We start from the raw sequence: 26,301 nt of genomic DNA, 5'->3' as shown, positions 1-26,301 counted from the left end.
CTCGGGGCCGGGCACGCGGTGCCCCTCATGCCACACAGCAACCCAAAGGAACCAAACTGATGGAGCTCGGTCTCGTCGGCCTCGGCAAGATGGGCGGCAACATGCGCGAGCGGATCCGCCGCGCGGGCCACACCGTCATCGGATACGACCGCAACCCCGACGTCGCGGATGTCCACAGCCTGGAAGAGCTTGTGGGCAAGCTCAGCGGTCCGCGCGTGGTCTGGGTGATGGTCCCGGCCGGCGAGCCCACCCAGTCCACCATCGACCAGCTCGCCGAGCTGCTGGAGCCCGGCGACGTGGTGGTGGACGGCGGCAACTCCCGCTGGACGGACGACGAGAAGCACGCCGAGGAGCTGGCCGCCAAGGGCATAGGCTTCGTCGACTGCGGCGTCTCCGGCGGCGTCTGGGGCCTGGAGAACGGCTATGCGCTGATGTACGGCGGCGACGCCGAGCACGTCGCCAGGGTCCAGCCGGTCTTCGACGCGCTCAAGCCGGAGGGCGACTTCGGCTCGGTGCACGCCGGCAAGGTCGGTGCGGGCCATTTCGCGAAGATGGTCCACAACGGCATCGAGTACGCGATGATGCAGGCCTACGCCGAGGGCTGGGAGCTGCTGGAGAAGGTCGACTCCGTGGAGAACGTCCGCGAGGTCTTCCGCTCCTGGCAGGAGGGCACCGTCATCCGCTCCTGGCTGCTCGACCTCGCGGTCAACGCGCTGGACGACGACGAGCACCTGGAGGGCCTGCGCGGTTACGCACAGGACTCCGGTGAGGGACGCTGGACTGTGGAGGCCGCCATCGACAACGCGGTCCCGCTGCCCGCGATCACCGCTTCGCTGTTCGCGCGGTTCGCCTCCCGCCAGGAGGACTCGCCGCAGATGAAGATGATCGCCGCGCTGCGCAACCAGTTCGGCGGTCACGCCGTAGAGAAGAAGTAATCCACAGGATCGCCCCCGCGATCCACAAGCCATCACCACTCTGGGGGAGGTCGGCGAACGACCATGCACGTCACGCATCTTTCGCTGGCCGACTTCCGCTCGTACGCCCGGGTCGAGGTCCCGCTGGACCCGGGCGTCACCGCCTTCGTCGGCCCGAACGGCCAGGGCAAGACCAACCTGGTCGAGGCGGTCGGCTACCTGGCCACACTCGGCAGCCACCGCGTCTCCTCCGACGCCCCCCTGGTCCGCATGGGCGCCGACCGCGCTGTGATCCGGGCGCAGGTCAGGCAGGGCGAGCGGCAGCAGCTGGTCGAGCTGGAGCTGAACCCCGGCAGGGCGAACCGCGCCCGCATCAACCGGTCCTCGCAGGTCAGACCGAGGGACGTGCTGGGGATCGTACGGACGGTGCTGTTCGCGCCCGAGGACCTCGCGCTGGTCAAGGGCGACCCCGGTGAGCGGCGGCGCTTCCTCGACGAGCTGATCACCGCCCGCTCCCCGCGCATGGCGGGCGTGCGCTCGGACTACGAGCGGGTGCTCAAGCAGCGGAACACGCTTCTGAAGACCGCCGCCCTCGCACGGCGGCACGGCGGGCGCTCCATGGACCTGTCGACCCTCGACGTGTGGGACCAGCACCTCGCGCACGCGGGCGCCGAACTGCTCGGCCGGCGCCTGGACCTGATCGCCGCGCTCCAGCCGCTGGCCGACAAGGCCTACGAGCAGCTGGCCCCCGGCGGCGGCCCCGTCGCCCTGGAGTACAAGCCGTCCGCGCCCGGTGAGGCGCACACACGCGAGGATCTCCACGCCCAGCTGATGGCGGCCCTGACCCAGGCGCGCAAACAGGAGATCGAGCGGGGTGTCACCCTCGTGGGACCCCATCGGGACGATCTGGTTCTCAAACTCGGTCAGCTGCCCGCCAAGGGCTATGCCTCCCACGGCGAGTCCTGGTCCTACGCCCTCGCCCTGCGCCTGGCCTCCTACGAACTGCTGCGCGCGGAGGGCAACGAGCCGGTGCTGGTCCTGGACGACGTCTTCGCCGAGCTGGACGCCCGGCGTCGGGAACGGCTGGCCGAGCTGGTCGCGCCCGGTGAACAGGTGCTGGTCACCGCCGCCGTGGACGACGACGTACCCCATGTGCTGGCCGGCGCCCGGTACGCGGTGGCCGGCGGGACGGTGGAGCGCGTATGAGCAGTGACAAGCCCGACGCCCCCAAGAAGAGGCCCGAACCCTCCGGCGTCGACCTCGCGCGCGTGGCGTTGCGCGCCGCGAAGGAGCAGGCACGCGCGCGCGGGGACGCGGCACGGCAGAAGAAGCAGGCCCGGCGCGGTGGCGGTCTGCGCTCTGGTGCGCGCGCCGACGGCCGCGACCCGATGGCGCTCGGCTCGGCGATCAACCGGCTGATCACCGAGCGCGGCTGGGAGACCCCGGCCGCGGTGGGCGGGGTCATGGGCCGCTGGCCGCAGATCGTCGGGGAGGACCTGGCCAAGCACTGCGTGCCGCAGCGCTACGACGAGGACGAGCGCGTCCTGACGGTGGGCTGTGACTCCACGGCCTGGGCGACCCAGTTGCGGCTGCTCGCGCCGACGCTGGTCGCCCGGCTCAACGAGGACCTCGGCCACGGCACGGTCCGGCTGCTGAAGGTCCAGGGGCCCGGCGGCCCGGCCCGCCGCTACGGCCCGCTGCGCGCTCCGGGCAGCACGGGGCCCGGCGACACCTACGGCTGACAGACTGGCCGGTGCTGAACCGGAGGTCGGCGCGCGTGACGTACCTCACGTCTCGGGCTTTGCGTCGGACCGGTCGGCACCCTCGTCGGAGCACCCCTCGTACCACCGCACACAGGTACGGATCACCATCTGACCCGTCGGTAGCAAAGGGTTGACGGCCCGAAGCGCTGAGTGCCGCTGTGAGCCGCTTGAAGCCCCCTTCCGCATATCGGGACCCGGCCGAGACCGGTTGAGGGCGGCACATGGGGACTCAGGTACCGGCAAACCCCCATCACTGTCAGCGCTACCGGTAGACTGAAACGTAATCCCGCCCCAATCGTGGGGACCGCCCGGGAAAAGCTGAGCAACGCTGATTCAAGGCTGACCAACGCAACATGCCGCAGCCGCTCCGGCAACCCTCCCCAGAGGGAGCGCCCTCAGGAGCCCGGCTCGTGCTGTGCCAGAAAGGGCGCTTCGTGGCCGATTCCGGCAACCCCAACGAGAACATCCCGACCACCGACGCCGGCGTGAACGGCGGGGCCGCAGACTCCGGCGCAGGCTCCGCCTCCTACGACGCCAGCGCCATCACCGTGCTCGAAGGGCTGGACGCGGTCCGCAAGCGGCCCGGCATGTACATCGGCTCCACGGGCGAGCGCGGTCTGCACCACCTGGTGTACGAGGTCGTCGACAACTCGGTCGACGAGGCACTGGCCGGGTACGCGGACACGATCGACGTGACGATCCTCGCCGACGGCGGCGTGCGCGTGGTCGACAACGGCCGTGGCATCCCCGTGGGCATCGTCCCCTCCGAGGGCAAGCCGGCGCTCGAGGTCGTGCTGACCGTGCTGCACGCGGGCGGCAAGTTCGGCGGCGGCGGTTACGCCGTCTCCGGCGGTCTGCACGGCGTGGGTGTGTCCGTCGTCAACGCGCTGTCCACGAAGGTCGCCGTCGAGGTGAAGACCGACGGGCACCGCTGGACGCAGGACTACAAGATGGGCGTCCCGACCGCCCCGCTCGTCCAGCACGAGGCGACGGAGGAGACCGGCACGTCGGTGACCTTCTGGGCCGACCCGGAGATCTTCGAGACCACCGAGTACTCCTTCGAGACGCTGTCGCGGCGTTTCCAGGAGATGGCGTTCCTCAACAAGGGTTTGACGATCAAACTCACCGACGAGCGCGAGTCGGCGAAGGCCACCAGCGGCGCGGACGAGGCGGGCGCGGACGAGAGCGCCGAGGTCAAGTCGGTCACGTACCACTACGAGGGCGGCATCGTCGACTTCGTGAAGTACCTCAACTCCCGCAAGGGGGAGGCCGTCAACCCCACGGTGATCGACCTGGAGGCCGAGGACAAGGACAAGAGCCTGTCCCTCGAGGTCGCGATGCAGTGGAACAGCGGCTACAGCGAGGGCGTGTACTCCTTCGCGAACATCATCCACACCCATGAGGGCGGTACGCACGAGGAGGGCTTCCGGGCGGCCCTCACCAGCCTGATCAACAAGTACGCGCGCGACAAGAAGCTGCTGCGCGAGAAGGACGACAACCTCACCGGTGACGACATCCGTGAGGGTCTGACCGCGATCATCTCGGTCAAGCTGAGCGAGCCGCAGTTCGAGGGGCAGACGAAGACCAAGCTGGGCAACACGGAGGCCAAGACCTTCGTGCAGAAGGCGGTCTACGAACACCTCAACGACTGGCTGGACCGCAACCCGAACGAGGCCGCGGACATCGTCCGCAAGGGCATCCAGGCGGCCACCGCGCGTGTGGCGGCCCGTAAGGCGCGCGACCTGACCCGCCGCAAGGGTCTGCTGGAGTCGGCGTCCCTGCCGGGCAAGCTGTCCGACTGCCAGTCGAACGACCCCACCAAGTGCGAGATCTTCATCGTCGAGGGTGACTCCGCCGGCGGCTCGGCCAAGTCCGGTCGCAATCCGCAGTACCAGGCGATCCTCCCGATCCGCGGCAAGATCCTCAACGTCGAGAAGGCCAGGATCGACAAGATCCTGCAGAACCAGGAGATCCAGGCGCTGATCTCCGCCTTCGGCACCGGTGTGCACGAGGACTTCGACATCGAGAAGCTCCGCTATCACAAGATCATCCTGATGGCGGACGCCGACGTCGACGGCCAGCACATCAGCACCCTGTTGCTCACCTTCCTGTTCCGCTTCATGCGGCCGCTGGTCGAGGCCGGGCACGTGTACCTCTCCCGTCCTCCGCTGTACAAGATCAAGTGGGGCCGGGACGACATCGAGTACGCGTACTCGGACCGCGAGCGCGACGCGCTGATCGAGATGGGCCGCCAGCGCGGCAAGCGCATCCGGGAGGACTCGATCCAGCGCTTCAAGGGTCTGGGCGAGATGAACGCCGAGGAGCTGCGTGTGACCACGATGGACCAGGAGCACCGCGTCCTCGGTCAGGTCACCCTGGACGACGCCGCCCAGGCCGACGACCTGTTCTCGGTCCTGATGGGCGAGGACGTCGAGGCCCGTCGCCAGTTCATCCAGCGCAACGCCAAGGACGTCCGCTTCCTCGACATCTGAGTCGGTCTCGGCTGACCGCACCAGGAAGGATCTTCACCAGCAATGGCCGACGAGAACACCCCGCAAACTCCCGAGACCGAGGGCGGCGAGATCACTCTGCGCGTCGAGCCCGTCGGGCTCGAGACGGAGATGCAGCGCTCGTACCTCGACTACGCGATGTCCGTCATCGTCTCGCGTGCGCTGCCCGACGTCCGGGACGGCCTCAAGCCCGTCCACCGCCGTGTGCTGTACGCGATGTACGACGGCGGCTACCGCCCCGAGCGCGGCTTCTACAAGTGCGCCCGTGTCGTCGGCGACGTCATGGGCAACTACCACCCGCACGGCGACTCCTCGATCTACGACGCCCTGGTGCGCCTCGCGCAGCCGTGGGCGATGCGGATGCCGCTGGTGGACTCCAACGGCAACTTCGGCTCTCCGGGCAACGACCCGGCGGCGGCCATGCGCTACACCGAGTGCAAGCTGGCGCCGCTGTCGATGGAGATGGTCCGTGACATCGACGAGGAGACCGTCGACTTCACGGACAACTACGACGGCCGCTCTCAGGAGCCGACCGTCCTGCCGGCCCGCTTCCCGAACCTGCTGATCAACGGCTCGGCCGGTATCGCGGTCGGCATGGCGACCAACATCCCGCCGCACAACCTGCGTGAGGTCGCGGCCGGCGCCCAGTGGTACCTGGAGAACCCCGAGGCGTCGCACGAGGAACTGCTGGACGCGCTCATGGAGCGCATCAAGGGCCCCGATTTCCCGACCGGCGCGCTCGTCGTCGGCCGCAAGGGCATCGAGGAGGCGTACCGCACCGGTCGCGGCTCCATCACGATGCGCGCGGTGGTCGAGGTCGAGGAGATCCAGAACCGCCAGTGCCTGGTGGTCACCGAGCTGCCGTACCAGGTGAACCCGGACAACCTGGCACAGAAGATCGCCGACCTGGTGAAGGACGGGAAGATCGGCGGCATCGCGGACGTCCGGGACGAGACCTCGTCCCGGACCGGCCAGCGCCTCGTCATCGTCCTCAAGCGGGACGCGGTCGCCAAGGTCGTCCTGAACAACCTCTACAAGCACACCGACCTGCAGACGAACTTCGGCGCCAACATGCTGGCGCTGGTCGACGGCGTGCCGCGCACGCTGTCCCTGGACGCGTTCATCCGCCACTGGGTGACGCACCAGATCGAGGTCATCGTCCGCCGGACCCGGTTCCGGCTGCGCAAGGCCGAGGAGCGTGCGCACATCCTGCGCGGTCTGCTGAAGGCCCTGGACGCCATCGACGAGGTCATCGCGCTGATCCGGCGCAGCGAGACCGTCGAGATCGCGCGCAGCGGCCTGATGGACCTCCTCGAGATCGACGAGATCCAGGCCAACGCCATCCTCGAGATGCAGCTGCGCCGTCTGGCCGCCCTGGAGCGCCAGAAGATCGTCCAGGAGCACGACGAACTCCAGGCCAAGATCAACGAGTACAACGAGATCCTCGCCTCGCCGGTCCGTCAGCGCGGGATCGTCAGCGAGGAGCTGGCGGCGATCGTCGAGAAGTACGGCGACGACCGCAAGACCAAGCTGATCCCGTACGAGGGCGACATGTCCATCGAGGACCTGATCGCCGAGGAGGACATCGTCGTCACCGTCACGCGTGGCGGCTACGTCAAGCGGACGAAGACGGACGACTACCGGGCGCAGAAGCGCGGCGGCAAGGGCGTGCGCGGCACGAAGCTGAAGGAAGACGACATCGTCGACCACTTCTTCGTCTCCACCACGCACCACTGGCTGCTGTTCTTCACCAACAAGGGCCGGGTGTACCGGGCGAAGGCGTACGAACTGCCCGAGGCCGGGCGGGACGCGCGCGGGCAGCACGTGGCGAACCTGCTGGCCTTCCAGCCGGACGAGGCGATCGCCGAGATCCTCGCGATCCGCGACTACGAGGCGGCGCCCTACCTGGTGCTGGCCACCAAGTCCGGTCTGGTGAAGAAGACACCGCTGAAGGACTACGACTCCCCGCGCTCCGGCGGTGTCATCGCCATCAACCTGCGCGAGCGGGAGGACGGCCTGGACGACGAGCTGATCGGCGCCGAACTCGTCTCGGCGGACGACGACCTGCTGCTGATCAGCAAGAAGGCGCAGTCGATCCGGTTCACCGCCTCCGACGACACCCTGCGCCCGATGGGCCGCGCCACGTCCGGTGTGAAGGGCATGAGTTTCCGCGAGGGCGACGAACTGCTCTCGATGAATGTCGTGCGACCCGGTACGTTCGTGTTCACTGCCACCGACGGTGGGTACGCGAAGCGGACCGCCGTCGACGAGTACCGCGTCCAGGGCCGCGGCGGCCTCGGCATCAAGGCTGCCAAGATCGTGGAGGACCGGGGTTCGCTCGTCGGTGCGCTGATTGTCGAGGAGAGCGACGAGATCCTCGCGATCACGCTGTCCGGCGGTGTGATTCGTACGCGAGTCAGCGAGGTCAGGGAGACGGGCCGTGACACCATGGGCGTCCAACTGATCAACCTGGGCAAGCGCGATGCCGTGGTCGGTATCGCACGTAACGCCGAGGCCGGGCGTGAGGCGGAGGAGGTCGACGGCGAGGAGCCCGTCGACGAGTCCGCCGAGGGGGCCGCGGCCACCGGCATGGACGAGGGTGAGGCGCCCTCGGCCGAGTAGCACGAGGAGAGAGTCATCGTGAGCGGAGCCACGGGCGCCGGATCGGCCGGTACCCCCACGGGTACGGAAACGAACGGCGGCGGCCGTGGCTCCGCCGCGCGTGCGACGGATTCGCACACGACTCAGCTGCGCAAGGTCGAAGCGGACCGGGGTCAGGCCGGCTCCTCCTCGTCCGAGGCGCACGGATCACAGGGGGGAACCGTGACGGACACCCGAGGCCCGCAGGCCCAGCCGGGCGCGGCCGCGGCCGAAGGGCGGCCGGTGTCGCCGCTGCCCGGAGAGCGGCGACAGGAGCAGCCTGCCGGGCCGTACCACCCGCCGCAGGCCTATTCGGCGCAGGCGCCCGCCGAGGCCGTACGCCGGCCGCGCACCGGCGCGCGCACCGCGCCGCGCGTCCGCAAGGCGCGGCTGCGCGTGGCCAAGGCCGACCCGTGGTCGGTGATGAAGGTCAGCTTCCTGCTGTCCATCGCGCTCGGCATCTGCACGATCGTCGCCTCGGCGGTGCTGTGGATGGTCATGGACGCGATGGGCGTCTTCTCGACGGTCGGCGGGACGATCTCCGAGGCGACCGGCTCCAACGAGTCGAACGGCTTCGACCTCCAGGCGTTCCTCTCGCTTCCCCACGTCCTGATCTTCACGACGATCATCGCGGTCATCGACGTCGTCCTCGCGACGGCGCTCGCGACCCTCGGCGCGTTCATCTACAACCTGTCGGCTGGCTTCGTGGGCGGCGTGGAGCTGACCCTGGCCGAGGACGAGTGACGGTCCCCCGACAACCGATTTTGGGACTGCGGCAGTCGTGCGCTAATCTTCAGGAGTCAGCGCGCGGGACACACCGCAAAGCGCGGCGGGGCTATAGCTCAGTTGGTTAGAGCGCATCCCTGATAAGGATGAGGCCACAGGTTCAAATCCTGTTAGCCCCACCGATACGGAGACCCCCAGTCCACAAGGGCTGGGGGTCTACGGCGTTTCCCGTGCACGTCAGGCCGCTGAGGCAGGCCGAGGCCCTCACCCAGAAAAAAAGGCCCGACCGCTGGCGACGGGGGATGCACCAGCGATCGGGCTATGGCCAAGGGTAACAAGGTTGCCTCAGGCATGGGGCCGGCTCGGTCGAAATTCAGAATTCTTGGCCGATCACCTACGGCTCATCGGCCGCTCGTCCCCTGTCCGGGCTGTCCGTCCCTCTTCCTCAGTCGTTTCTCAGTCGTCGCACGGTGGGTCGTAGGACAGGCGCGGCAGGTACTCGTGCCACTTCTGCCGGCTCAGGACGCCCGGGGTGACCGCGCAGATGTGGCGGATCGCCTGCTCGGTGTCCAGGCTCCACAGGCGGACCGTGTCGGTGCCGCTCGAGACCCCGAGCACGTTCCTGGCCGGGCTGAAGGCCAGGAACGTGCCGGTCTTGGCGTTCGGGCTCATCGACTGGCCGATGGGCGTGGCCCGGGAGGGCTGGACCACGTTCCACAGCCGGACCGTGTTGTCGTCGCCGCCGCTGGCCAGGGTGTCGCCGTGCGCGCTGAAGGTCAGCGAGGTCACCGCCTCGGTGTGGCCGGTGAGGGGAGCGCCCAGCAGGGTCGTCGTGCCGGGGGCGGAGACGTCCCACAGCCGGACCGTGTCGTCGTCGCTGCCGGAGGCCAGGGTGTGTCCGTCCGGGCTGAAGGCCAGCGTGTTGACGGGCCCGGAGTGCTGGGTGAGCGGCCGTCCGAGCGGTGCGACGCGGGCCGGGTCCGTCACGTTCCACAGACGGACGGTGCTGTCCGCGCTGCCGGAGGCGAGCGTGTGCCCGTCCGGGCTGAAGGCGAGGGCGTTGATATAGCCACGGTGGCCGGTGAGCGGCCGTCCGAGCGGTGCGACGCGGGCCGGGTCCGTCACGTTCCACAGACGGATGGTGCGGTCGTCGTAGGCGGTGGCCAGGGTGCGGCCGTCCGGGCTGTAGGCCAGCGCGTCCGGGCCCATGAAGCGCGTGCGCAGGGTGAGGGGACGCCCCAGCGGCCTGGGACGGACCGGGTCGACGACGTTCCACAGGTACACCGAGCGGTTGCCCGTGAGGACGGCGAGGGTGTGGCCGTCGGGGGAGAACACCATGGAACGCTGGCCGCCGTCCGCGCGCATGAACGGTTCTCCCAGCAGTACGGGCCGCCCGGGGGCGGTCACCTTCCACAGCCGGATCCGGCCGTCGCGCGCGGCCGTGGCGAGCACCTTCCCGTCCCGGCGGAACGCTCCGCCGCGGCCGACCATGTCCGACGTCGGCAACGACCACAGACGGACCTTGCTGTCCCCGCTGCCGGTGGCGAGGGTACGGCCGTCCGGGCTGAACCCCAGGGCGTACATCTCGCCGCTGCTGCCCGAGAGCGGCTCGCCGACCTGCGACGCGGCCGCCGGGTCGCTGACGTTCCACAGGCTGGCCGTGCTGTCCGCGCTGGCCGCGGCGAGCATGCCGCCGCGCGGACTGAAGGCCACGGACCAGATCGGGCCGGTGTGGCCGGTCAGCGGGCCGCCGATCGGCGCCGCGTGCGCCGGGTCGGTGACGTTCCACAGGCGGATGGTGTCGTCCGCGCTGCCGGAGGCGAGGGTGCGGCCGTCCGGGCTGAAAGCCAGCGAATGCACGAGGTCCGTGTGGCCCCTCAACTCCCTGGGCAGTCGCTTCGGGCGGCGCGGATCGGACAGGTCCCACAGCCGGATCGTCTGGTCGTCGCCACTCGCCGCGAGCGTGCGCCCGTCGGGGCTGAAAGCGACACAGCGCATCGCGGCCGAGGAGCCGCGCAGCACGCCGAGCGCCGTCGGCCGGGCCGGGTCGGTGACGTTCCACAGCCGGACCGTGCGGTCCTCGCTGACGGAGGCCAGCGTGTGCCCGTCCGGGCTGAACGCGACCAGGTAGATCGTGCCGGTGTGGCTGGTCAGGGGCTGCCCGAGCAGGGCGGCCCGTGCGGGGGAACGGACGTCCCACAGCCGGATCATGCCGTCGTCGCCGGCGCTGGCGAGGGTGTGCCCGTCCGGGCTGAAAACCGCGCTGGACACCCAGCTCGTGTGGCCGGTCAGGGGCTTTCCGAGCGGCCTGGGGCGGCTCGGGTCGGCCACGTTCCACAGCCGTACGGTCCGGTCGTAGCTGGCCGTGGCCAGGGTGCGGCCGTCGGGGCTGAAGGAGGTGAGGTAGACCGCGCCGGTGTGGCCCAGCAGGGGCGTGGCCAGCGACGCGTTCACGATCGACAGCAGCCTGCTGGCGGTGCCCTCGTCGTGCGGGCGCAGCCGGTGCGCCACCAGGTCGAGCTGGGCGGCCAGCGACGGGTCCGTGTGCTGCACCCGGTCCGCCTCGGCGAGCACCTGCTCGAACACGGCGTCGTCCCGCTGCCGCCAGGCGAGCACCGCCGAGCCCGCCGCGAGCACGGCGAGGACCATCACGACCGCCACCGCGCCCCGGCTGATCCACACGGTGCGCCTGCGCAGCCGTACCGAGGCGGCCAGGAACTCCACCGCCCCGCGCGTCAGATACGTGTCACCGGCCGAGCCGGCCCAGCTGCGGGCCTGCTCCAGCCGGGAGCCGCGGTAGAGCAGCGAGCTGTCGCGGCCCGAGTCCTCCCAGGACCGGCCATCCTCCTCCAGGCGCTGGCGCAGCAGGTGGTCGTTGCGGCCGTCGTCTATCCAGTGGCGCAGCCGCGGCCAGGCGTGCAGCAGCGCCTCGTGGGTGATCTCCACGGTGTCCGCGTCCAGCGTCACCAGCCGGGCGCGCACCAGCGCTTCGAGCGACTGTTCCGTCTTGCGGGGGTCGGTGGACTCCGACGCCAGCTGGCGCCGCGTCCCGCGCCTGCGCGTTGCCTGGGTGTCCTCACCGAGCCGGACCAGCCGCAGCAGGAGCAGCCGGGCGGCCTCACGGGCGGCCGGGTCCAGGCCGGACCAGGCGTGTTCGGCGGTCGCCGCCACCGCGCCCTGGATGCCGCCGGCCGCGCGGTATCCGGCCAGCGTCAGCCTGCCCGCCTTGCGGCGCTGCCAGGTGGCGAGCAGGGCATGCGACAGCAGTGGGAGCACCCCCGCGTCGTGCGCCCCGCGCGGCCCGTCGGCGCTGACCTCGCGGACGATCAGCTCGGCCAGCCCCGGCTCCAGCTCCAGCCCGACGGCCTTGGCCGGCCCGATCACCGCTTCGCGCAGCTCCGCGGCGGTCAGCGGGCCGAGCACCATGTGCCGGTGCTGGAGCGCGTCGGCGAGTTCGGGATGGCGCAGGCACTGCTCGTAGAAGTCGGCGCGGACACCGAGGACCACCAGCGCGGGCGCGGCCTCGCCGGATGGGGCGTGGGCGGTGCAGGCCGCGTGCAGGAGCTGGATGAAGGTACGCCGGTCCGCATCGTCGGCGCAGAGGGTGAACGTCTCTTCGAACTGGTCGACGATGACGACCGGACGCGCGTCCGCGGGCGCCTCACGGCGCGCCCACTCCAGCATGGCCGCCCGCACCGCACGCCCGGTTTCCGGGCTGTGGGCACCCGGCGCCGCCGGGTTGTCCGCGGCTAGCCGTTCGGCCTTCTGTGCGCGCTCGGCGACGGGGGCCAGTTCGGGTATGCACCGGGTCAGCTCGGCCAGCGGATCGGCGCCGGGGACCAGTTGGAGGACGGCGCCCGGGCGGTCGGCGGGATCGGCGGAGGACGCGGCCGAGGAGGTGGTGGAGGAGGTGGGGATGGCCGGAGAGGCCGAGGAGGTGGGGGCGGTCGGGGTGGTGAGGTGCGTGGGGTGCCTGGGGTGCGTGGGGTGCGTGGGGTGCGTGGGCGGGCGGTCGGACGGGTCCGGTCCCGGCGGTGCCACACCGCCGCCGCGGTCCGTCAGAGCGCCGTCGCGTATCGCCGGCACGAGGCCGGCGTTCAGCAGGGACGACTTACCGGCGCCCGAGGCGCCCACCAGCATCACCAGCCCGCCCGTCTTCTCGGCGGCGCGGAGCTGGGCGACGAGGGCGTCGGTGCTCCGCTCCCGGCCGAAGAACCAGCGGGCGTCCTCCCAGCGGTACGGCGCCAGACCCCGGTACGGGCACACGCCGCCGGTGACGGGCGGGTCCTGGGCGGATGCCGCCGGGGTCTGCGCCGAGGGCGTCGCGGTGCGCTCGCCGACCGGGTCGGACACCGCGCGTTCCCACAACCGCTGCCAGTGCGCCAGGTCGTACAGGCCGGTGGAGACCGGTACCGGCCGCGCGCGCCGCGCCTCGGGGATCAGGATGTGCAGGACCGCTGCGAGGGCGGTGAACTGCGCGGGTACGTTCTTGGCCCGCCGCCAGTCGCTGATGCGCTGGGCGGACACGCGGACGGGGCGCCCGCGCTCGTCGACCCGCTGTAGCCGGACGACTCCCTCGGACACGCTCTTCAGGGGCGGATTCCCGGCCTCCTTGTAGAGCAGCGCGAGGCGCTCGGCGAAAGCTGTGCGTGCCCCTGAGTCGGAACTCAAGGCCCCACCCCTTACTTCCCCCGTGCATCTGACGTCCGGACCGGAAAACTCACCTTATACGGCTGACCTGCGGATTAGCCCATGACCGGACACCGGAATCTCCTCGGTGGCGAAAACAGGTGGCAGGATTTCGGCGCACTAGGAGACCGCTCACGCACCGTCCGGACAGGCCACCGGCCCAGCGCTCGGAGAGGCAGCTCATGGCGCCGAAGGTTCTCGGTCAACATCCGTCGAAAGCGTGACGCGGCTCACTTGACCCGCAATTCGTTCGGCTCGTGTCGAATCGCCGACTTGGCATGAGCCGACTGCCCCGTACCGTCCGGTACCGGTCCCCGCGTGGGGAGGGACCGGTGCCGGACGGACAGGGGTCTTCACGAGCGTCCTCCGGCACCCGCGTCGCCGTTCTCGGCCTTCCGTACCGCTGCCTCCGGCCTCCGTGCCGCGCAGCCCTGGAAACCTGACGGACCACCAGCCGCCATACGCGCCGTCTGCCGTCCCACCACGGGGTGAGAAGGGGTGTGTGCCGTGGAGACGTCGCTCTGCGGGGGCCAAGGGGCGGCGACTGGCGTCGCTTCGACGTCCCGGGCGCCAGTGCGCACCAGCACCCCGGAACCGCTCCGCCGAACCAGGGGGATCGGTTCAGCGCGTGGTCCGCAGGGCAGTCACGTCCTGGAAGGCACCGAGCCGACGGGGAGGGACCCATGCGGGACGGACATCTGGCGGACGGACAGCTGCGGGACGGAGCCATGCCGGACGGGCGTATCAAGGTCTCCGTTGACCGGGAGCTGTGTTACGGCTCCGCCGAGTGCGCGCACCGGGCTCCGTCCGTGTTCGCGTTCGAGGACGGCTACGGCGTCGTCCGGCCCGGCAGGCAGGAGACCGGTGACGATCCACGGGTGCGGGAAGCGGCGGAGAAGTGCCCCTCGCAGGCCATCGCCATCGCACTCATGGAGTGACCGGATAGCGCCAGTGGAAGCTCGCCAGTGCCCGGGCCCTGGCTTCCGCCACCGCCATGCGGGCGGTGCGTTCGGCGGGGTCGGTGTGGGAGGCCTGGCCGGTCACCTGCCCTTCCCACTTGCGGTACAGCAGACCGACCTCCGCCGAGAACCAGCCACGGCTCACCGCGTTCAGCGCCAGCAGCAGCCCGGTGTCCTCCGAGGCGGGCAAGGCCATCCAGCCGCCCAGGGCGGTCAGCAGGTCCCGGCGGACGCACAGGGTCGCCGGGTGGACCTGGGCGCGGAACCCGTTCTCCTTCCAGAAGGAGAGCACGGCACCGCGCTCGACGGGGCCCTCGTCCGGATCGCCAGGAAAGCCGGCGGTCGAACCGTCCGGCAGCAGGTCGAGGACCCGGGACGTCGTCCAGCCGATCGTGCGGTCCGCCTCCAGCGCGGCCAGGTCCCGGGCGAGCGTGCCCGGCGCGAGCTGGTCGTCGGCGTCCAGGACCTTCACGTACTCGCCCCCGGCGTGCGCCAGCGCGATCGTCCGGGCCACCCCGGGGCCGCCCGGCCGGCCCTGGCGGAAGGTCACCCGCTCGTCCGCCGGTACGTACGGGCGGACCGCGTCCGTGCTGCCGTCCTCCTGGATCACCCACTCCCAGTCCCAGCCGTCCGCGAGCCACTGCTCGCGCAGTGACTCGTAGGCCTCCGGCAGGAAGCCGGCGGACGGGCCGTGGACAGCGGTGACAACGGTGATGCGCCGGGTCACGGCGGCACTCACCACCTTTCCAGAGCAGTGGTGAAGAGCAACTCGGTACGGTCGCCCGGCAGTACGACGTAGGAGACCTCGACGACCCGGCCCCCGGTGTCGTACGAGGTCTTGCGGAGCAGGATCACCGGTGTGCCCGGCGGCAGCTCCAGTTCCCGTGCCTCCTCGGGTGCCGGCGGACGCGCGGTGAAACGTTCCTCGATGCGGTCCAGTTCGACGCCCACGGTGGACAGCTGGTGGTGCGTGCCGCCGGGCCAGGGCTCCTTCGAGGCGTCCAGGAGGTCGGGATTGGGGGTGACCAGGGAACGCGGGAGGTAGGAGGTCACGAGCCCGAAGGGGGCCGTCTCCGCGGTGTGACGGGTGCGGTAGCGGCGTTCGAGGAGAGCCGTGCCCTCGGGCACCCCGAAGATCTCCGCCAGCTCCCTGGAGGCGCCGGTCTCGCGGTACCGCGCCCGGAAGACGAGGTCGCCCGGGGTCAGGCCGGTCTCGTGCTCGGTCGCGCCGGCTTCGGACCGGACGGCCGGCGGCTTGTGGACCCGGTCCTTCTCCCACTGGTGACGCCGGTTGTCGCGCACGGCCCGGGTGCGCGGGCTGGTCTGTTCGTCCGCCTTGGGCACTGGTGCTCACGGCTCCGTCCTGGCTCGGCCCCCGCCGCGGTGCGTCGGCGCGTTCCTTCCGTCAGCCTATGACTCCGGAAGAGGGGGTGCCGAGCCGGGGATGGCGGTGGACGGGCCAGGGAACTCCGAACATGCGAGACCCCGGCCGGGTCCGGCCGGGGGTCGTTCCGTGTCGACTGGTGCGTACGCAAGTCGCCGTGTGTCGAGACGTCCGCGTGCCGCGTGTGCGGCCGGTCAGCAGGCGAGCGCGAGCGCCGACCGGGACAGGGATCCGGCGCCTTCCTCTTCCGTCTCGGTGAGGGGATCGGTGAGGGGCTTGGCGGCGGGATCGGTGAGGGGCTTGGCGAGGGGCTTGGCGAGGGGCCTGGCGAGGGGCCTGTGGCGGCAACTCGGGGACTTCCCGTGGGCCTCGGCCCTGATGCGCTGCTTCATCGTGGGGGGCAGGGCCCTGGCGTGGGACCAGGGCCGGGACCAGTGCGTCATCACCGGGGTCGTCGGCACCGTCCGGTGCGGGACGCTGTCGCTGTTCGGGCTCTCGGTGCGGGGCGCGGCCGTCGCGGCGGCGGGGGCGGCGGTGACGAGTCCGAGCGCCGTGCACAGCGCGAGGAAGGCGGTGACGATGGCGGTCCACAGCTGCATGACCTTGTTCCGGGCCATGGCCCCTCACTTTCGGGTCGGGCGATTTGCGTACTTTCCTCATGCTGTGTATGAGGATCGCGAAGTGGTGGACCGACGCCCGTGGCGCGTTGATGTTCAGATGAACACCACTCGGATGGGTGCATGAGTGCGGAGGAAACGCCCAAAGCGTGGTGATAGCGAGCGAAGGGGGAGCAAAGTAACCGTCCGTGCGGGTGTGATCACCCTCTGGTCGAAACCCCGTGGACCTGGCCTATTGCGCTGGCGGAGGCCTGAGTTGGGCCACGGCGCAGGTCACCGATCGATATCGGCCGGTGTGTATAGTCGGGCGCCAGAGGTCCCCTACGTCAAGGAAAGACGAGGTTGCGCGGTGAAGAAGCTGCTCCTGGTCGCACTGGCCGCCATCGGCGGGCTCCTCGTGTACCGCCAGATCCAGGCGGATCGCGCCGAGCAGGATCTGTGGACGGAGGCCACCGACTCCGTGCCCACGGGTTCGTGAGTGCCGACATCAGAAACTGACACAGACCCCGGTCGCCCCCGCGGCCGGGGTTTCGTGTTGCCGGGCCCCGCTGGGCGGTGTACGGCCGTGGGCGGCGCCGGGTGACCGTGTTCCGGACGCGGCGGCCGGTTCGGACAGCCCTGCGGATTGCACGGATGGCGCAGTGGTGCGCGGGGCAGGATGGGCCACGGTCCCGGTGACGGTTGCGACGGGCGGCGGTGGCGGAGCGGCAGGGGGTGCCTGGTGCGGGGGCGAGGGTGGGGGCGAGCGCATACGAGGACGTGCCGGCCAGGCGTACGGCGGCTGGTTCGCGCCGTGACCGTGGCCGTGACCATGTCCGTGGCCGTGTCCGTGATTGCGGCTGCCGATGTCGCCGTTGGTGCCGCCGCGTCCCCGGCGGGCGCGCGGCCGGGGGCGTACGGCTTCGCGCCCGGCGCCCGGTCGGTCACCGGCGCGGCGGACCCCGCCGAAGCCGTAGGGCTGGAGCCGGGCCGGACCTACCGCGGCTCCATCCCGAGGAACGGCAGGCTGTACTACCGCCTCGACCTCGCCGCCACGACCACGGCGTACGTCCCCGTCACCGCCGTACCGCCGGCCGGCACCACCGTCACCGCCACCGACGGGATCCGCGTGTCGGTGCAGGACGCGCACGGGGGCTCCTGCTCCTTCGCCTCGGCCCGCTTCGGCGCCGGGCTCAGCCCCCGCCCCGTCACGGCCCTGGGCCGGCGCGAGGCCGGCAAGGCGCTGTGCCAGGGGGCCGGCCCGTACTACGTGCTCGTCGAACGCCTCGATGCCGAGGGCCCCGGCGCGGCGGCCTCGGCACCACAGCGCTGGGACCTGGAGATAGCGCCCGTCACGGAACCACGCCTCACACGCCCCGGGCCCACGACGGCTCCGCGGACCTGGAGCTCCGCCTCCCCCGAACCCCTCACCGGCAAGCCCGCGGACCGGTCCGGCGGTACGGGCTTCGCCTGGGCCGGCCTGCTCGGCCAGGGAGTGTGGCGGACGGCCCTCGCCCCCGGCGGAACCGCCTTCTTCAAGGTGCCGGTCGACTGGGGCCGCCACCTTCAGGCCACCGCCGAACTGGGCGCTGCCCCGGGGCGCGGCTACGTCGGCGGCGCGCTGAACCTGTCCCTGTACAACCCCGCGCGCGGCTACGTCGACGACGCCGCCCTCGGCTACACCGGCACCGAGCGGTCCGCCACCCTCGACCCGCTGCCGCCCGTCGAGTACGCCAACCGGTACGCCGTCATCGCCCGGGCCGCCGCCATGCGCTTCGCCGGGGACTACTACCTGGTCGTCCACCTGAGTGAACAGCTGGCCGGAACGTTCGGGCAGGGGCCGTTCCCGGTGACGCTGAGGGTACGGATCGACGGGCAGGCGCACGCCGGGCCCGGATATGCCGGGCGGTCCGAGCCGGGCGGCGTCTTCACGGTCACGGAGCAGGACCGGGAGGCGGCGATGACCGGCGGCATGGGCCGCACCGGTGGCGGCGACAGCGGTGGCGACGACACCGCGATGATGGCGCTCGCCGTCGGCGGGATCGGTACGGGTAGCGCGCTGCTGCTGGTGCTCGGCGGCTGGACGGTGGCCGCCCGGCGGCCTCAGATGCGGGCCAGGGCCCAGAAGCCCACGGCGTAACAGGCCAGCGCCAGCAGCAGCACCGGGATCACCACCTTGGCGGGGGGACCCGGCCGCCGAATTGCCCGACGCGCCCGTCGGCCGCGCACGGAGGGGGCCGACGGTCCCGGCTCCTGGGCGGTGTACGAAGCGGTGGAGGCCGTGGAGTACGGCTGCTGGGAGTGTTGCAGGGGCTGCTGGGGCGGCTGGGGCGTGTACGGCCGGGCGGCGTACGACGGTGGGGTGGACGGCTCCGGCGGGTACGGGCGCTGGGGGGTGGCCGGGGGTGTCCCTGGTGGCGGGAGATGGAAGCTCCCCGTGTCCGACATGGCGGACGGAGGTGCTGGGGACGGCGCGGAGGAAGGGAAGCGGTCCGTACCTCCCGGTCCGCCGACCGGTGCCCCGACCGGTCCAACGACCGGAGTTCCGGCCCCCGTGCCCGGAGTCGCCGTCCGGGGAGTCCCCGTCCCCCACGGTGTGGTGCCGGAGTCGCCCTCGGCGCTCGTACCGGCGCTCGTACCGGGGCTCGTACCGGGGCTCGTACCGGCACTCCTGAGCAACTCCGCAGCCACCCCGGAGGCCGCCCTGAGAGGGCCGTCCGGGCCGAATCCTGGCGGCAGGGGGCCGAGTTGGTCGAAGATCTCGATCAGCTCGTCGTCGACGCCCGGTTCCGGGAGGAGTTCCGCGGCGGAGGCGAGCGCCTTGCGCGCACCCGTGGCGGTACGGAAACGGGCCTCGGGATCGGGCTGGATCAGGGTGGCGACGACGTCCCACAGCGGCTCGGGAATGCCCTTGGGGGCACCCGGGACGCCGTGTTCCGCGAAGTACTGTATGAGTGCCTTGGCGTCGGGCTTGGCTCCTTCGAGCAGATACAGGGCGACCAGACCGACCGCGAACAGGTCGGCGGGGAAGTCCGGTTCGGCACCCAGCATCTGTTCGGGAGCGAGGTAACCGGGCGTGCCGACGACGAGGTTGGTCTCCGTCAGGCGAGGCTCACCGAGCCGCATGGCGATGCCGAAGTCGGACAGCCTGAGCCGCGGCCGGCCGGTGCCGGTGGCCTCGAGGAGGACGTTGGCGGGCTTGATGTCCCGGTGGACGACGCCCTCGGCGTGCACCGCGGCGAGCCCGGACAGGAGCTGGTCGAGCAGGGTGCACACGAACGCCGGCGGGAGGGGGCCGTAGTCGCCGACGAGGTGGACCAGGGAGCCGCCGGTGACCAGGTCCATGGTGAACAGCACCTTGTCGTCGTCGGCGGCCCAGCTGGCCGGGGCGAGGACATGGGGGTGGTCGATCCGCAGGGCCTGCTCCCGGACGAAGCGCAGGAGGGAGTGGGCGTCGCGCTGCTGCAGCACCTTGGCGGCCACGTAACGCCGTCGGCGATGGTCCCAGGCACGCCATACGGCACCCACACCACCGCGTCCGATCGGGTCGGCCAGCTCGTACCGTCCGGCGAAGACCTCACCCATGGCTACGTGTCGCTCCTCCCCGTGTGGTCATCCCCCTTGCCTCCCCCGGTGTTCCCCCTTCAGACCCTTGCTTCCCCCTTGCTTCCCTCTTTGCTGCCTCGGCCCGGTCCCGGACCCCCTCCGGCGAACCGGGCCGCGGTGTCAGCTCTGGTGGGCCTGGTAGTGCGCGACCGCGTCGGAGGTGCGGCCGGCGCCGTAGACCCGGAGGAACTCTGCCAGCTCCGGGTGGGTCGGGGCGAGGGTGTCGGCGGCGTCGATGATGTCACCGGCGGCGGCCACCGAGCGCAGCAGCGACTGGATCTCGCGGACCACCCGCTTGACCGTGGGGGCGCCCGAACTGTTCGTCGTATGCGTGGTGTTGATGAGCACCGAGCCTCCCTGGGACTTCTTGATCTCGTCCATGCGCTCGGTCGCCTCGGCGGCGCTGACACTGCCGTCCGCAACCTGTGCCGCCAACTCCTGCAGCAGCTGCACCCGCTGAACCACCGCGGGATTGCCGATCTTGGCCCGCTGGCCGCTCATCAGCTGCGAGAGCATCGGGGCGGACAGCCCCAGGGCTGCCGCGAGCCGGGCCTGGTTGAGCCCGAGATCGTCGATGAGCTTACGGAAGAGCGCCCCCAACGGCTCCCCGTACCAGTTCCGCTGCAGCTCTCGCGCTCTCGCGGTGGCTTCCTGCTGTGCGGCGTCCATTGCGTCTCCCCATCGCTTCCCCAAGAAACCGCGGTTCGCTGTAGCGAACCACGCCGAGCATCTTACGGAGCGTGGTCATCCTCGGGGACCCCCAATCTTTTTGCGGGATACCGGGGGTGACCCGGTACTCTGTTCTGTGACGCCCGTCGGGACACAGACCCTCCGGCCGGGCGTTCATGCCCGGGGCCTTAGCTCAGTTGGTAGAGCGCCGTCTTTGCATGGCGGATGTCAGGGGTTCGACTCCCCTAGGCTCCACTCTGTATGACCCCTCTGAACTGCGGAAACGCGGTTCAGGGGGGTCTTTTTGTGCCGGTTTTCCGTACTGCTCGGCTCAGCTTTCACCAGGGCCGGCCCGTGTCCCGCCGCCCATTGATCCGCCAGTGGCGCAGACAGGCCGCACCCGAGGGTGCGGCCCTGGCAGGACGTCGGTGGTCCCCGCCCTCGGCCTCATGGAGCGTACGGAGCTCATGGAGCCGGGGCCCGGCTGCCCGTCTCGGCGAGTACGGTCGCGATGCCCTCGTGGGCCAAGGACTCCTCATAGCGGTATCCCAGCCTCGGTGCCAGCTCCAGGACCTGCCGGTGCAGGCGCAGGGCCTCTTCGGGCAGGCCCGCGAGACGGCAGGTCTCGGCATAGCCGTTGAGGAAGCGGACCTTCCAGTGTTCCTCGAACAGCTCGTCCAACAGGGCGAAGGCCGCACGGTGGCTGGCCAGGGCCTCCTCGTACCGGCCCATCTGACGGAGCGCGACACCAAGGCAGTTGAGGCACCACGCCTCGTTGTGCACGTGCCGGTCCTCGCGGGACAGTGCCAGCGCCCGGCGCAGGTGCTGCGTCGCCTCGTCGGGTGCCTCGTGGGCGATCGCCACGCCGAGGGTGATCCGAGCCGTCAGCGTGGGCGGCCAGGCGGGGTCGGGGTGCGGGACGCACAGCACCTGCTGGGCCCGCTGTGCCGCCTCCTCGCGGTGGCCCAGCTGCAGCATCGCCCAGGCCTCCGCTGCCGCGGCGTGGGCCGCACCCGTCGGGCTGCCGACCCGCTCGTACAGCTCTCCCGCCAGCCGGAAGAGCGCGAGCGGCTCCTCGATGTGCCCCGTGTCCCAGCTCAGATAGCCGCGGCGCATGGCCAGTTCGGCCTCGGCGTGCGTGTCCCCCGCCCCGGACAGGCCCCGCTCGGCCGCCTCGTACGCCGCGGCGGCCTCCGCCATCCGGCCCGCGTTGTAGCGAGCGAAGCCCAGGTCGCTGTGCGCCTCGGCCAGTTGCAGCGGATCGCCCACGCGCTGCGCGGCGGCCAGCGCCCGCTCGAAGAGCACATTGAGATGCGTCGTGCCGCACCGCCGTGCGAAGTACGCCCGCAGGAACCGCGGCAGTTCGCACACATGCCGGTCGGCGCCGACGGCGACCGCCGTCTCGAAGGCGGCCATCAGGTTCCCGTACTCCGTGACGAGCCAGGCAAAGGCCTCGTTCTTGTCCGCGAACCGCGGCAGCTCGGCCGGAGGACGGCCCGCAGAGGCCGAGCGGCCGGGCGCGAGGAACGGCATCGCGGCGTCGGCGGCGGCTGCCGCGTGCACGTAGTAGTCGAGCACACGGCCCAGCGCCCGCTCCCGCTCGGCCGGCGGATCCAGCTCCGCGCAAGCCCGGCGAGCGTGCTGGTGCACCAGGTCGTGCAGCCGGTAACGGTCCGCCGCCGGCTGCTGGACGAGGTGCGCATCGAGCAGGTCCTCCAGCATCGCCCGGGCCTCGCGCAGCGGCACCTCCGCCAGCGCCGCCACCACGTACTCGTCGAAGGACGCGCCGGGCAGCAGGCCCAGCAACCGGAACAGGCGCCCCTGGGACCGCTTCAGCTGCCGCACCGACATGGCGAACGCCGCGCTGAACACGGCGTCGAACTCGCTCACGCCTTCCGACATCCGCTCGACGAGGACGCCCACGGTCCAGCCCGGCCGGTGCCGCAGCCGGGCCCCGGCCAGCCGCAGGGCCAGCGGCAGCCGGCCGCACAGCCGGAGCACCTCGGCGGCGGACTCAGGATCGCGGGCCAGCCTGCCCCCCGGGCCGCCGGGATCGCCGCTCGCACGGGCCAGCAGCTCCGCGCTCTCCCGCGGGCTCAGTACGTCCAGCGACACCGGGGGCACCTCGTCCAGGCCCAGCAACCGGTTGCGGCTCGTGATCAGGGCCACCGTGTCCCCGGCGCCGGGCAGCAGCGGACGGACCTGCTCGGCGTCGGCAGCGTTGTCGAGCACCACGACGGCCCGGCGGCGGGCCAGCTCCGACCGCCAGCAGGCGGCCAGCTGTTCGAGGCCCTCCTGTGGGACCCTCTCGGACGGCACGTCCAGCGCCCCGAGCAGCATCCGCAGCGCGGAGTCGGGATCGAGCGGCTCCCGGCCCTCGGTGAACCCGTGCAGATCCACATACAGCTGGGCGTCCGGGTACTGGTCGGCGAGCCGGTGTGCGGCGTGCACCGCCAGACAGGTCTTGCCGACGCCCGCCATGCCGTCGACGGCGACCACCCGGTGGCTGTCCACCGCGGCGAACACGGCGGCGAGCTGCTCCTCGCGCCCCGTGAAGTCGGACACGTCGCGCGGCAGATCGTTACGGGGACGCGGATGGACCTCGCGGCTCGCCTTCGGGGGCGCCGGCAAGGGATGCGAGGACCGTTCCCACAGGGGGCGCAGGGGACGGGGATCGCGCTTGACGAGACGGCAGAGGGCCACCACCGCGGGCCAGGGCGGCACGGTCTGCCCGCCGAGGTAGCGGGACAGCGACGATGAACTGAGGCCGGTGTCCCTCGCGAGGGCCCGTACGCCGAGCCCGGACAGTTCCTGGAGCAGACGCAGCCGGGCCGCCAGCTCCTCGTGGGGATCGCCCTTCACCGTCCGCTGTTGCTGTTGCTGCTTTTGCTGACGCACGTCCACCGTTCCCCCGTCTCCCTGTCCCACTCGGGAAGAAATCTCCCGGGCCAAGTCGCCGCTGGTCAAGGCCGTTACGGCTGTCCCACGGTGTCCCATCGCCATCGCCGCGGCACGCCGGTCCGGCTGTCATGGAGTCACACCCCGGGAACACCGGGCGACGAACCGGAAGAGGAGCAGATCAGATGCAGTCCCGCATGCAGAACCCCGCCATGGTGCTGTCCGGTGCGATGCAGCCCATCCAGGAACTCATGAAGGTCGTGCACTCCGCAGGTGTGGACGGGCAGATCCTGGAACTGCTGCACCTGCGCGTCAGCCAGATCAACGGCTGCAGCGCCTGCGTCGACATGGGCACCAGGTCGGCTCGTAAGGCCGGGGTGAGCGACGAGCGGCTGGCCACGGTCGCTGCCTGGAGGGAGGCCCCGTACTTCAGCGAGGAGGAGCGGGCCGCCCTGGCGCTGGCCGAGGCCGCGACGCGGCTGGCGGACCGTCCCGACGCGGTGAGCGACGAGATCTGGGACACGGCCGCCACCTACTTCGACGAGAAGCAGCTGGCCGCGATCGTGCTGATGGTCGGCGTCACCAACCTGTTCAACCGGCTCAACGCCACCACCCGCCAGATCGCCGGCGCGTGGGGCTGACGGGCAGCGGGAGAGGAGAACATCAGTGACAGCATCCCAGGGCTTCACAGCCGAGGAACGCAGCGCGATGCAGGAGCGCGCCCAGGAGCTGAAGGCGTCCGCGCGCCGGGGATCGCGCGCCGCGAAGGCGGCAGAGGACGAGGCCGCCGTGCTCGCAAAGATCGCCGAGATGCAGGACTCGGACCGGGTCATGGCCGAACGCATCCACGCCGTCATCAAGGCCGGCGCGCCGGAGCTGGCGCCGAAACTCTGGTACGGGATGCCCGCGTATGCCAAGGACGGCAAGGTCGTCTGCTTCTTCCAGAGCGCGCAGAAGTTCAACGCGAGATACGCCACGTTCGGCTTCAGCGACAAGGCGAACCTCGACGACGGCGCCATGTGGCCTGCCTCCTTCGCCCTGAAGGAGCTGACCGCCGCCGGCGAGGCGAGGATCGCCGAACTGGTGAGGAAAGCGGTGAGCTGAGCGCTGACAGCAAGGCGACACGCCGCTGGTTCACGTTTCACGTGAAACATGCAGGGGGACGGGCGGGCGACAGTCCCACCTCGCCCGCCCCGCCCCCAGCAGTTCCAGACTCATTCGCCCGCGCCGTCCCGGGACTGGTTCGCCCCTCGCCCGCGCCGTCCCAGGTCTGACCGACCCGCGCCGTCCCAGGACCGACGGACCGCGTCGTCCGGGTCTGACCCACCCTCGGCTCAGCCCTGATCGTCGTCGTCCGTCGACTCGTCCTCGGCCTCCTTCGCCTGGACCTCCGGGTCAAGGACCGAGCCGCTGCCGTCCACCGAGCTGAGCCGGCCCGCCTCGGGCACCTCCGTCGCGGCGGGCGGTTCGACCAGCCAGTCGGGGTTGGCCTGCTTGTCCCACCACTTCCAGGCCGCGAACGCACTGCCCGCCAGAGCGGTCAGCAGCGCCGCCGTCTTGGCGGCACGGCCCGCCCGCGAGCGCCGCACGTTGCGCCGGGCCATCTTCTGGATGTCCTCCGCCGAGACATTGCCGCGCAGCGCGGCCAGGGCGGCGGCGCCGCGTGCGGCGGCCTCCTCACGCACCGGAGCGGCCACGGCCACCGCCTGCTCGATCTTCGGACGCGAGTATTCGGCCGCCTGCCGGGCGGCTTTGCGGGTACGGGCGGCGGCTTCGTGCGCGGCCAGGTCCACCTTCGGCGGCACATGCGCACGGGCCTGTTCGAGACGCGGGACAAGCCGGGCGTCGTACTGCACGCGCGCCTGTTCGGCGGCCTGGGACATCACGGGCGCAAGCCGTACGCGCGCCTCCTGGGCATAGTGCGCGGCACGCTCCCTGGCTGTGTCGGCGTACGGTGCCACCACTTCCGCGGCGTGCAGCACGCTGTCCTTCGCCGAGCCGGTCGCGGCGCGCACGCTGTCGATGCGGGTCACGGGTTCCTCCTCCTCGGTGGCGGTACGGTATATCGCCTTTCCACCCTTTTACGGATCATGCCTGTGAACGCTCAGCCTGGCATGCGGAGCGGGCATATGGGTGCCTACCACCCCATACAGAGCGCATCCGTGCAACAGCACCCTGCCACGGCACTGCCGCGGAAAGCCCGCCCCGGGTCCCGCTTCCCGGTGGAACTCCTGCCCACCGGGCGACGAACGGCCACGGTCGTGCGAGGATCTGGGAGTCACGGAAAGACAACGGAAGGCAGATCGTGGCCGAGCAGCTTTACGCCACCCTGAAGACCAACCACGGCGACATCGTGGTCCGGCTCTTCCCGAACCACGCGCCCAAGACGGTCAACAACTTCGTCGAGCTCGCCACGGGCGAGCGCGAGTGGAAGCACCCGGCCACCGGCGCCGTGAGCAAGGACAAGCTCTACGACGGCACGATCTTCCACCGGGTCATCAGCGGCTTCATGATCCAGGGCGGCGACCCGCTGGGCACCGGCATCGGCGGCCCCGGCTACAAGTTCGAGGACGAGTTCCACCCCGACCTCTCCTTCAACAAGCCGTACCTCCTCGCCATGGCCAACGCCGGCCCGGGCACCAACGGCTCGCAGTTCTTCATCACCGTCGCGCCGACGACCTGGCTGAACCGCAAGCACACCATCTTCGGTGAGGTCGTCGACGAGGCCAGCCAGAAGGTCGTGGACGCCATCGCCGCCGTGCCCACGAGGGGCAGCGACCGCCCGGTCAACGACGTCGTCATCGAGTCGGTCGTCGTCGAGAAGCGCGAGGGCTGAGGCCCACCGCCCGCGCGCCACGCGCGGGGAACCAATCGCCCCGCTCGTCCGTAAGGATGAGCGGGGCGGGGTGTTGCCCGGGGGGTAGTACCACGACGAGCAAGGGGATCT

At 71.1% G+C, this 26,301-nt stretch carries 20 protein-coding genes and 2 tRNA genes; 14 read left to right on the top strand and 8 right to left on the bottom strand.

Annotated features, from left to right (window positions below; genetic code table 11):
* Positions 1-59: 59 nt before the first annotated feature.
* The 7 genes from gnd (at position 60) to K7G59_RS10635 (ending at position 8,732) form a co-directional block, all read left to right on the top strand.
* Positions 60-935 (top strand): phosphogluconate dehydrogenase (NAD(+)-dependent, decarboxylating), encoded by an 876-nt coding sequence (gnd, locus tag K7G59_RS10665; protein ID WP_225832673.1) that lies wholly within the window; start codon positions 60-62, stop codon positions 933-935.
* A gap of 63 nt (positions 936-998) precedes the next feature.
* Positions 999-2,120, top strand: coding sequence for a DNA replication/repair protein RecF (recF, locus tag K7G59_RS10660; RefSeq protein WP_225832671.1), 1,122 nt, complete (start codon positions 999-1,001; stop codon positions 2,118-2,120).
* On the top strand, positions 2,117-2,656 hold the full coding sequence (locus tag K7G59_RS10655; RefSeq protein WP_225832668.1) for a DUF721 domain-containing protein: 540 nt from the start codon (positions 2,117-2,119) through the stop codon (positions 2,654-2,656). Before recF ends, K7G59_RS10655 begins: the two co-directional genes overlap by 4 nt.
* Before the next feature lie 431 nt (positions 2,657-3,087).
* Complete coding sequence (gyrB, locus tag K7G59_RS10650) at positions 3,088-5,169, top strand: DNA topoisomerase (ATP-hydrolyzing) subunit B (protein WP_308295011.1); 2,082 nt, start codon at positions 3,088-3,090, stop codon at positions 5,167-5,169.
* Positions 5,170-5,211: 42 nt separating this feature from the next.
* Positions 5,212-7,809 carry a DNA gyrase subunit A gene (gene gyrA / locus K7G59_RS10645; RefSeq protein ID WP_225832665.1) on the top strand — a complete coding sequence of 866 codons (2,598 nt, stop codon included), beginning with the start codon at positions 5,212-5,214 and terminating at the stop codon, positions 7,807-7,809.
* Positions 7,810-7,827: 18 nt separating this feature from the next.
* The gene (locus K7G59_RS10640; protein WP_225832663.1) at positions 7,828-8,571 is read left to right on the top strand and encodes a DUF3566 domain-containing protein; all 744 of its coding nucleotides are present in this window, start codon (positions 7,828-7,830) and stop codon (positions 8,569-8,571) included.
* 87 nt (positions 8,572-8,658) lie between these two features.
* A tRNA-Ile gene (locus tag K7G59_RS10635) sits at positions 8,659-8,732 on the top strand.
* Between the two features lie 277 nt (positions 8,733-9,009).
* On the opposite strand, the gene K7G59_RS10630 is transcribed toward K7G59_RS10635, so the two are convergent.
* Positions 9,010-13,224 carry a WD40 repeat domain-containing protein gene (locus K7G59_RS10630; RefSeq protein ID WP_225832661.1) on the bottom strand — a complete coding sequence of 1,405 codons (4,215 nt, stop codon included), beginning with the start codon at positions 13,222-13,224 and terminating at the stop codon, positions 9,010-9,012.
* A gap of 701 nt (positions 13,225-13,925) precedes the next feature.
* Between K7G59_RS10630 and K7G59_RS10625 the strand changes: the two genes are divergently transcribed.
* Complete coding sequence (locus K7G59_RS10625) at positions 13,926-14,180, top strand: ferredoxin (protein ID WP_374114209.1); 255 nt, start codon at positions 13,926-13,928, stop codon at positions 14,178-14,180.
* On the opposite strand, the gene K7G59_RS10620 is transcribed toward K7G59_RS10625, so the two are convergent.
* The 3 genes from K7G59_RS10620 to K7G59_RS10610 form a co-directional block, all read right to left on the bottom strand.
* On the bottom strand, positions 14,170-14,928 hold the full coding sequence (locus K7G59_RS10620) for a glycosyltransferase (protein ID WP_225832658.1): 759 nt from the start codon (positions 14,926-14,928) through the stop codon (positions 14,170-14,172). The genes K7G59_RS10625 and K7G59_RS10620 overlap by 11 nt on opposite strands.
* Before the next feature lie 8 nt (positions 14,929-14,936).
* Positions 14,937-15,545 (bottom strand): UTRA domain-containing protein, encoded by a 609-nt coding sequence (locus K7G59_RS10615; RefSeq protein ID WP_225832656.1) that lies wholly within the window; start codon positions 15,543-15,545, stop codon positions 14,937-14,939.
* Positions 15,546-15,779: 234 nt separating this feature from the next.
* Entirely contained in the window at positions 15,780-16,202 is a 423-nt protein-coding gene (locus tag K7G59_RS10610; RefSeq protein ID WP_225832653.1) for a DUF6344 domain-containing protein, read from the bottom strand.
* Positions 16,203-16,551: 349 nt separating this feature from the next.
* On the opposite strand from K7G59_RS10610, the gene K7G59_RS10605 reads away from it, so the two are divergent.
* Positions 16,552-16,680 (top strand): DLW-39 family protein, encoded by a 129-nt coding sequence (locus K7G59_RS10605; RefSeq protein ID WP_003999697.1) that lies wholly within the window; start codon positions 16,552-16,554, stop codon positions 16,678-16,680.
* A gap of 315 nt (positions 16,681-16,995) precedes the next feature.
* A complete protein-coding gene (locus K7G59_RS10600) occupies positions 16,996-18,321 on the top strand; it encodes a hypothetical protein (protein WP_225832650.1) in 1,326 nt (441 codons plus the stop codon).
* Here K7G59_RS10600 and K7G59_RS10595 read toward each other — a convergent pair.
* Positions 18,285-19,766 carry a serine/threonine-protein kinase gene (locus K7G59_RS10595; RefSeq protein ID WP_225832648.1) on the bottom strand — a complete coding sequence of 494 codons (1,482 nt, stop codon included), beginning with the start codon at positions 19,764-19,766 and terminating at the stop codon, positions 18,285-18,287. The two genes, K7G59_RS10600 and K7G59_RS10595, sit on opposite strands and share 37 nt — an antisense overlap.
* Positions 19,767-19,907: 141 nt before the next feature.
* The gene (locus tag K7G59_RS10590) at positions 19,908-20,456 is read right to left on the bottom strand and encodes a helix-turn-helix transcriptional regulator (protein WP_225832646.1); all 549 of its coding nucleotides are present in this window, start codon (positions 20,454-20,456) and stop codon (positions 19,908-19,910) included.
* Between the two features lie 182 nt (positions 20,457-20,638).
* Between K7G59_RS10590 and K7G59_RS10585 the strand changes: the two genes are divergently transcribed.
* Positions 20,639-20,711, top strand: a tRNA-Ala gene (locus tag K7G59_RS10585).
* 210 nt (positions 20,712-20,921) lie between these two features.
* Here the strand turns inward: K7G59_RS10585 and K7G59_RS10580 are convergent.
* Entirely contained in the window at positions 20,922-23,354 is a 2,433-nt protein-coding gene (locus K7G59_RS10580) for a tetratricopeptide repeat protein (protein WP_225832643.1), read from the bottom strand.
* Between the two features lie 185 nt (positions 23,355-23,539).
* Between K7G59_RS10580 and K7G59_RS10575 the strand changes: the two genes are divergently transcribed.
* Positions 23,540-23,995, top strand: a complete 456-nt coding sequence (locus K7G59_RS10575) for a carboxymuconolactone decarboxylase family protein (RefSeq protein ID WP_225832641.1) — start codon at positions 23,540-23,542, stop codon at positions 23,993-23,995.
* A 67-nt stretch (positions 23,996-24,062) separates the two neighbouring features.
* A complete protein-coding gene (locus tag K7G59_RS10570; protein ID WP_225833105.1) occupies positions 24,063-24,458 on the top strand; it encodes an iron chaperone in 396 nt (131 codons plus the stop codon).
* 230 nt (positions 24,459-24,688) lie between these two features.
* Here the strand turns inward: K7G59_RS10570 and K7G59_RS10565 are convergent, their stop codons facing one another.
* Positions 24,689-25,387 (bottom strand): DUF5324 family protein, encoded by a 699-nt coding sequence (locus tag K7G59_RS10565; protein ID WP_225832639.1) that lies wholly within the window; start codon positions 25,385-25,387, stop codon positions 24,689-24,691.
* A gap of 272 nt (positions 25,388-25,659) precedes the next feature.
* On the opposite strand from K7G59_RS10565, the gene K7G59_RS10560 reads away from it, so the two are divergent.
* On the top strand, positions 25,660-26,190 hold the full coding sequence (locus K7G59_RS10560) for a peptidylprolyl isomerase (RefSeq protein ID WP_225832637.1): 531 nt from the start codon (positions 25,660-25,662) through the stop codon (positions 26,188-26,190).
* Positions 26,191-26,301 lie beyond the last annotated feature (111 nt).

This window comes from Streptomyces sp. NK08204, from assembly GCF_020400585.1.
Lineage (GTDB): Bacteria > Actinomycetota > Actinomycetes > Streptomycetales > Streptomycetaceae > Streptomyces.
The sequence above is the reverse complement of the archived record's forward strand: the minus strand, read 5'-3'. Positions and strand labels throughout refer to the sequence as shown.

Bases quoted from the DNA above. Each gene is read 5' to 3' on its own strand.
- gnd (WP_225832673.1), top strand. From the start codon at position 60: ATGGAGCTCGGTCTCGTCGGCCTCGGCAAGATGGGCGGCAACATGCGC.
- recF (WP_225832671.1), top strand. From the start codon at position 999: ATGCACGTCACGCATCTTTCGCTGGCCGACTTCCGCTCGTACGCCCGG.
- K7G59_RS10655 (WP_225832668.1), top strand. From the start codon at position 2,117: ATGAGCAGTGACAAGCCCGACGCCCCCAAGAAGAGGCCCGAACCCTCC.
- gyrA (WP_225832665.1), top strand. From the start codon at position 5,212: ATGGCCGACGAGAACACCCCGCAAACTCCCGAGACCGAGGGCGGCGAG.
- K7G59_RS10625 (WP_374114209.1), top strand. From the start codon at position 13,926: ATGCGGGACGGACATCTGGCGGACGGACAGCTGCGGGACGGAGCCATG.
- K7G59_RS10610 (WP_225832653.1), bottom strand. From the start codon at position 16,202: ATGGCCCGGAACAAGGTCATGCAGCTGTGGACCGCCATCGTCACCGCC.
- K7G59_RS10595 (WP_225832648.1), bottom strand. From the start codon at position 19,766: ATGGGTGAGGTCTTCGCCGGACGGTACGAGCTGGCCGACCCGATCGGA.
- K7G59_RS10590 (WP_225832646.1), bottom strand. From the start codon at position 20,456: ATGGACGCCGCACAGCAGGAAGCCACCGCGAGAGCGCGAGAGCTGCAG.
- K7G59_RS10575 (WP_225832641.1), top strand. From the start codon at position 23,540: ATGCAGTCCCGCATGCAGAACCCCGCCATGGTGCTGTCCGGTGCGATG.
- K7G59_RS10570 (WP_225833105.1), top strand. From the start codon at position 24,063: ATGCAGGAGCGCGCCCAGGAGCTGAAGGCGTCCGCGCGCCGGGGATCG.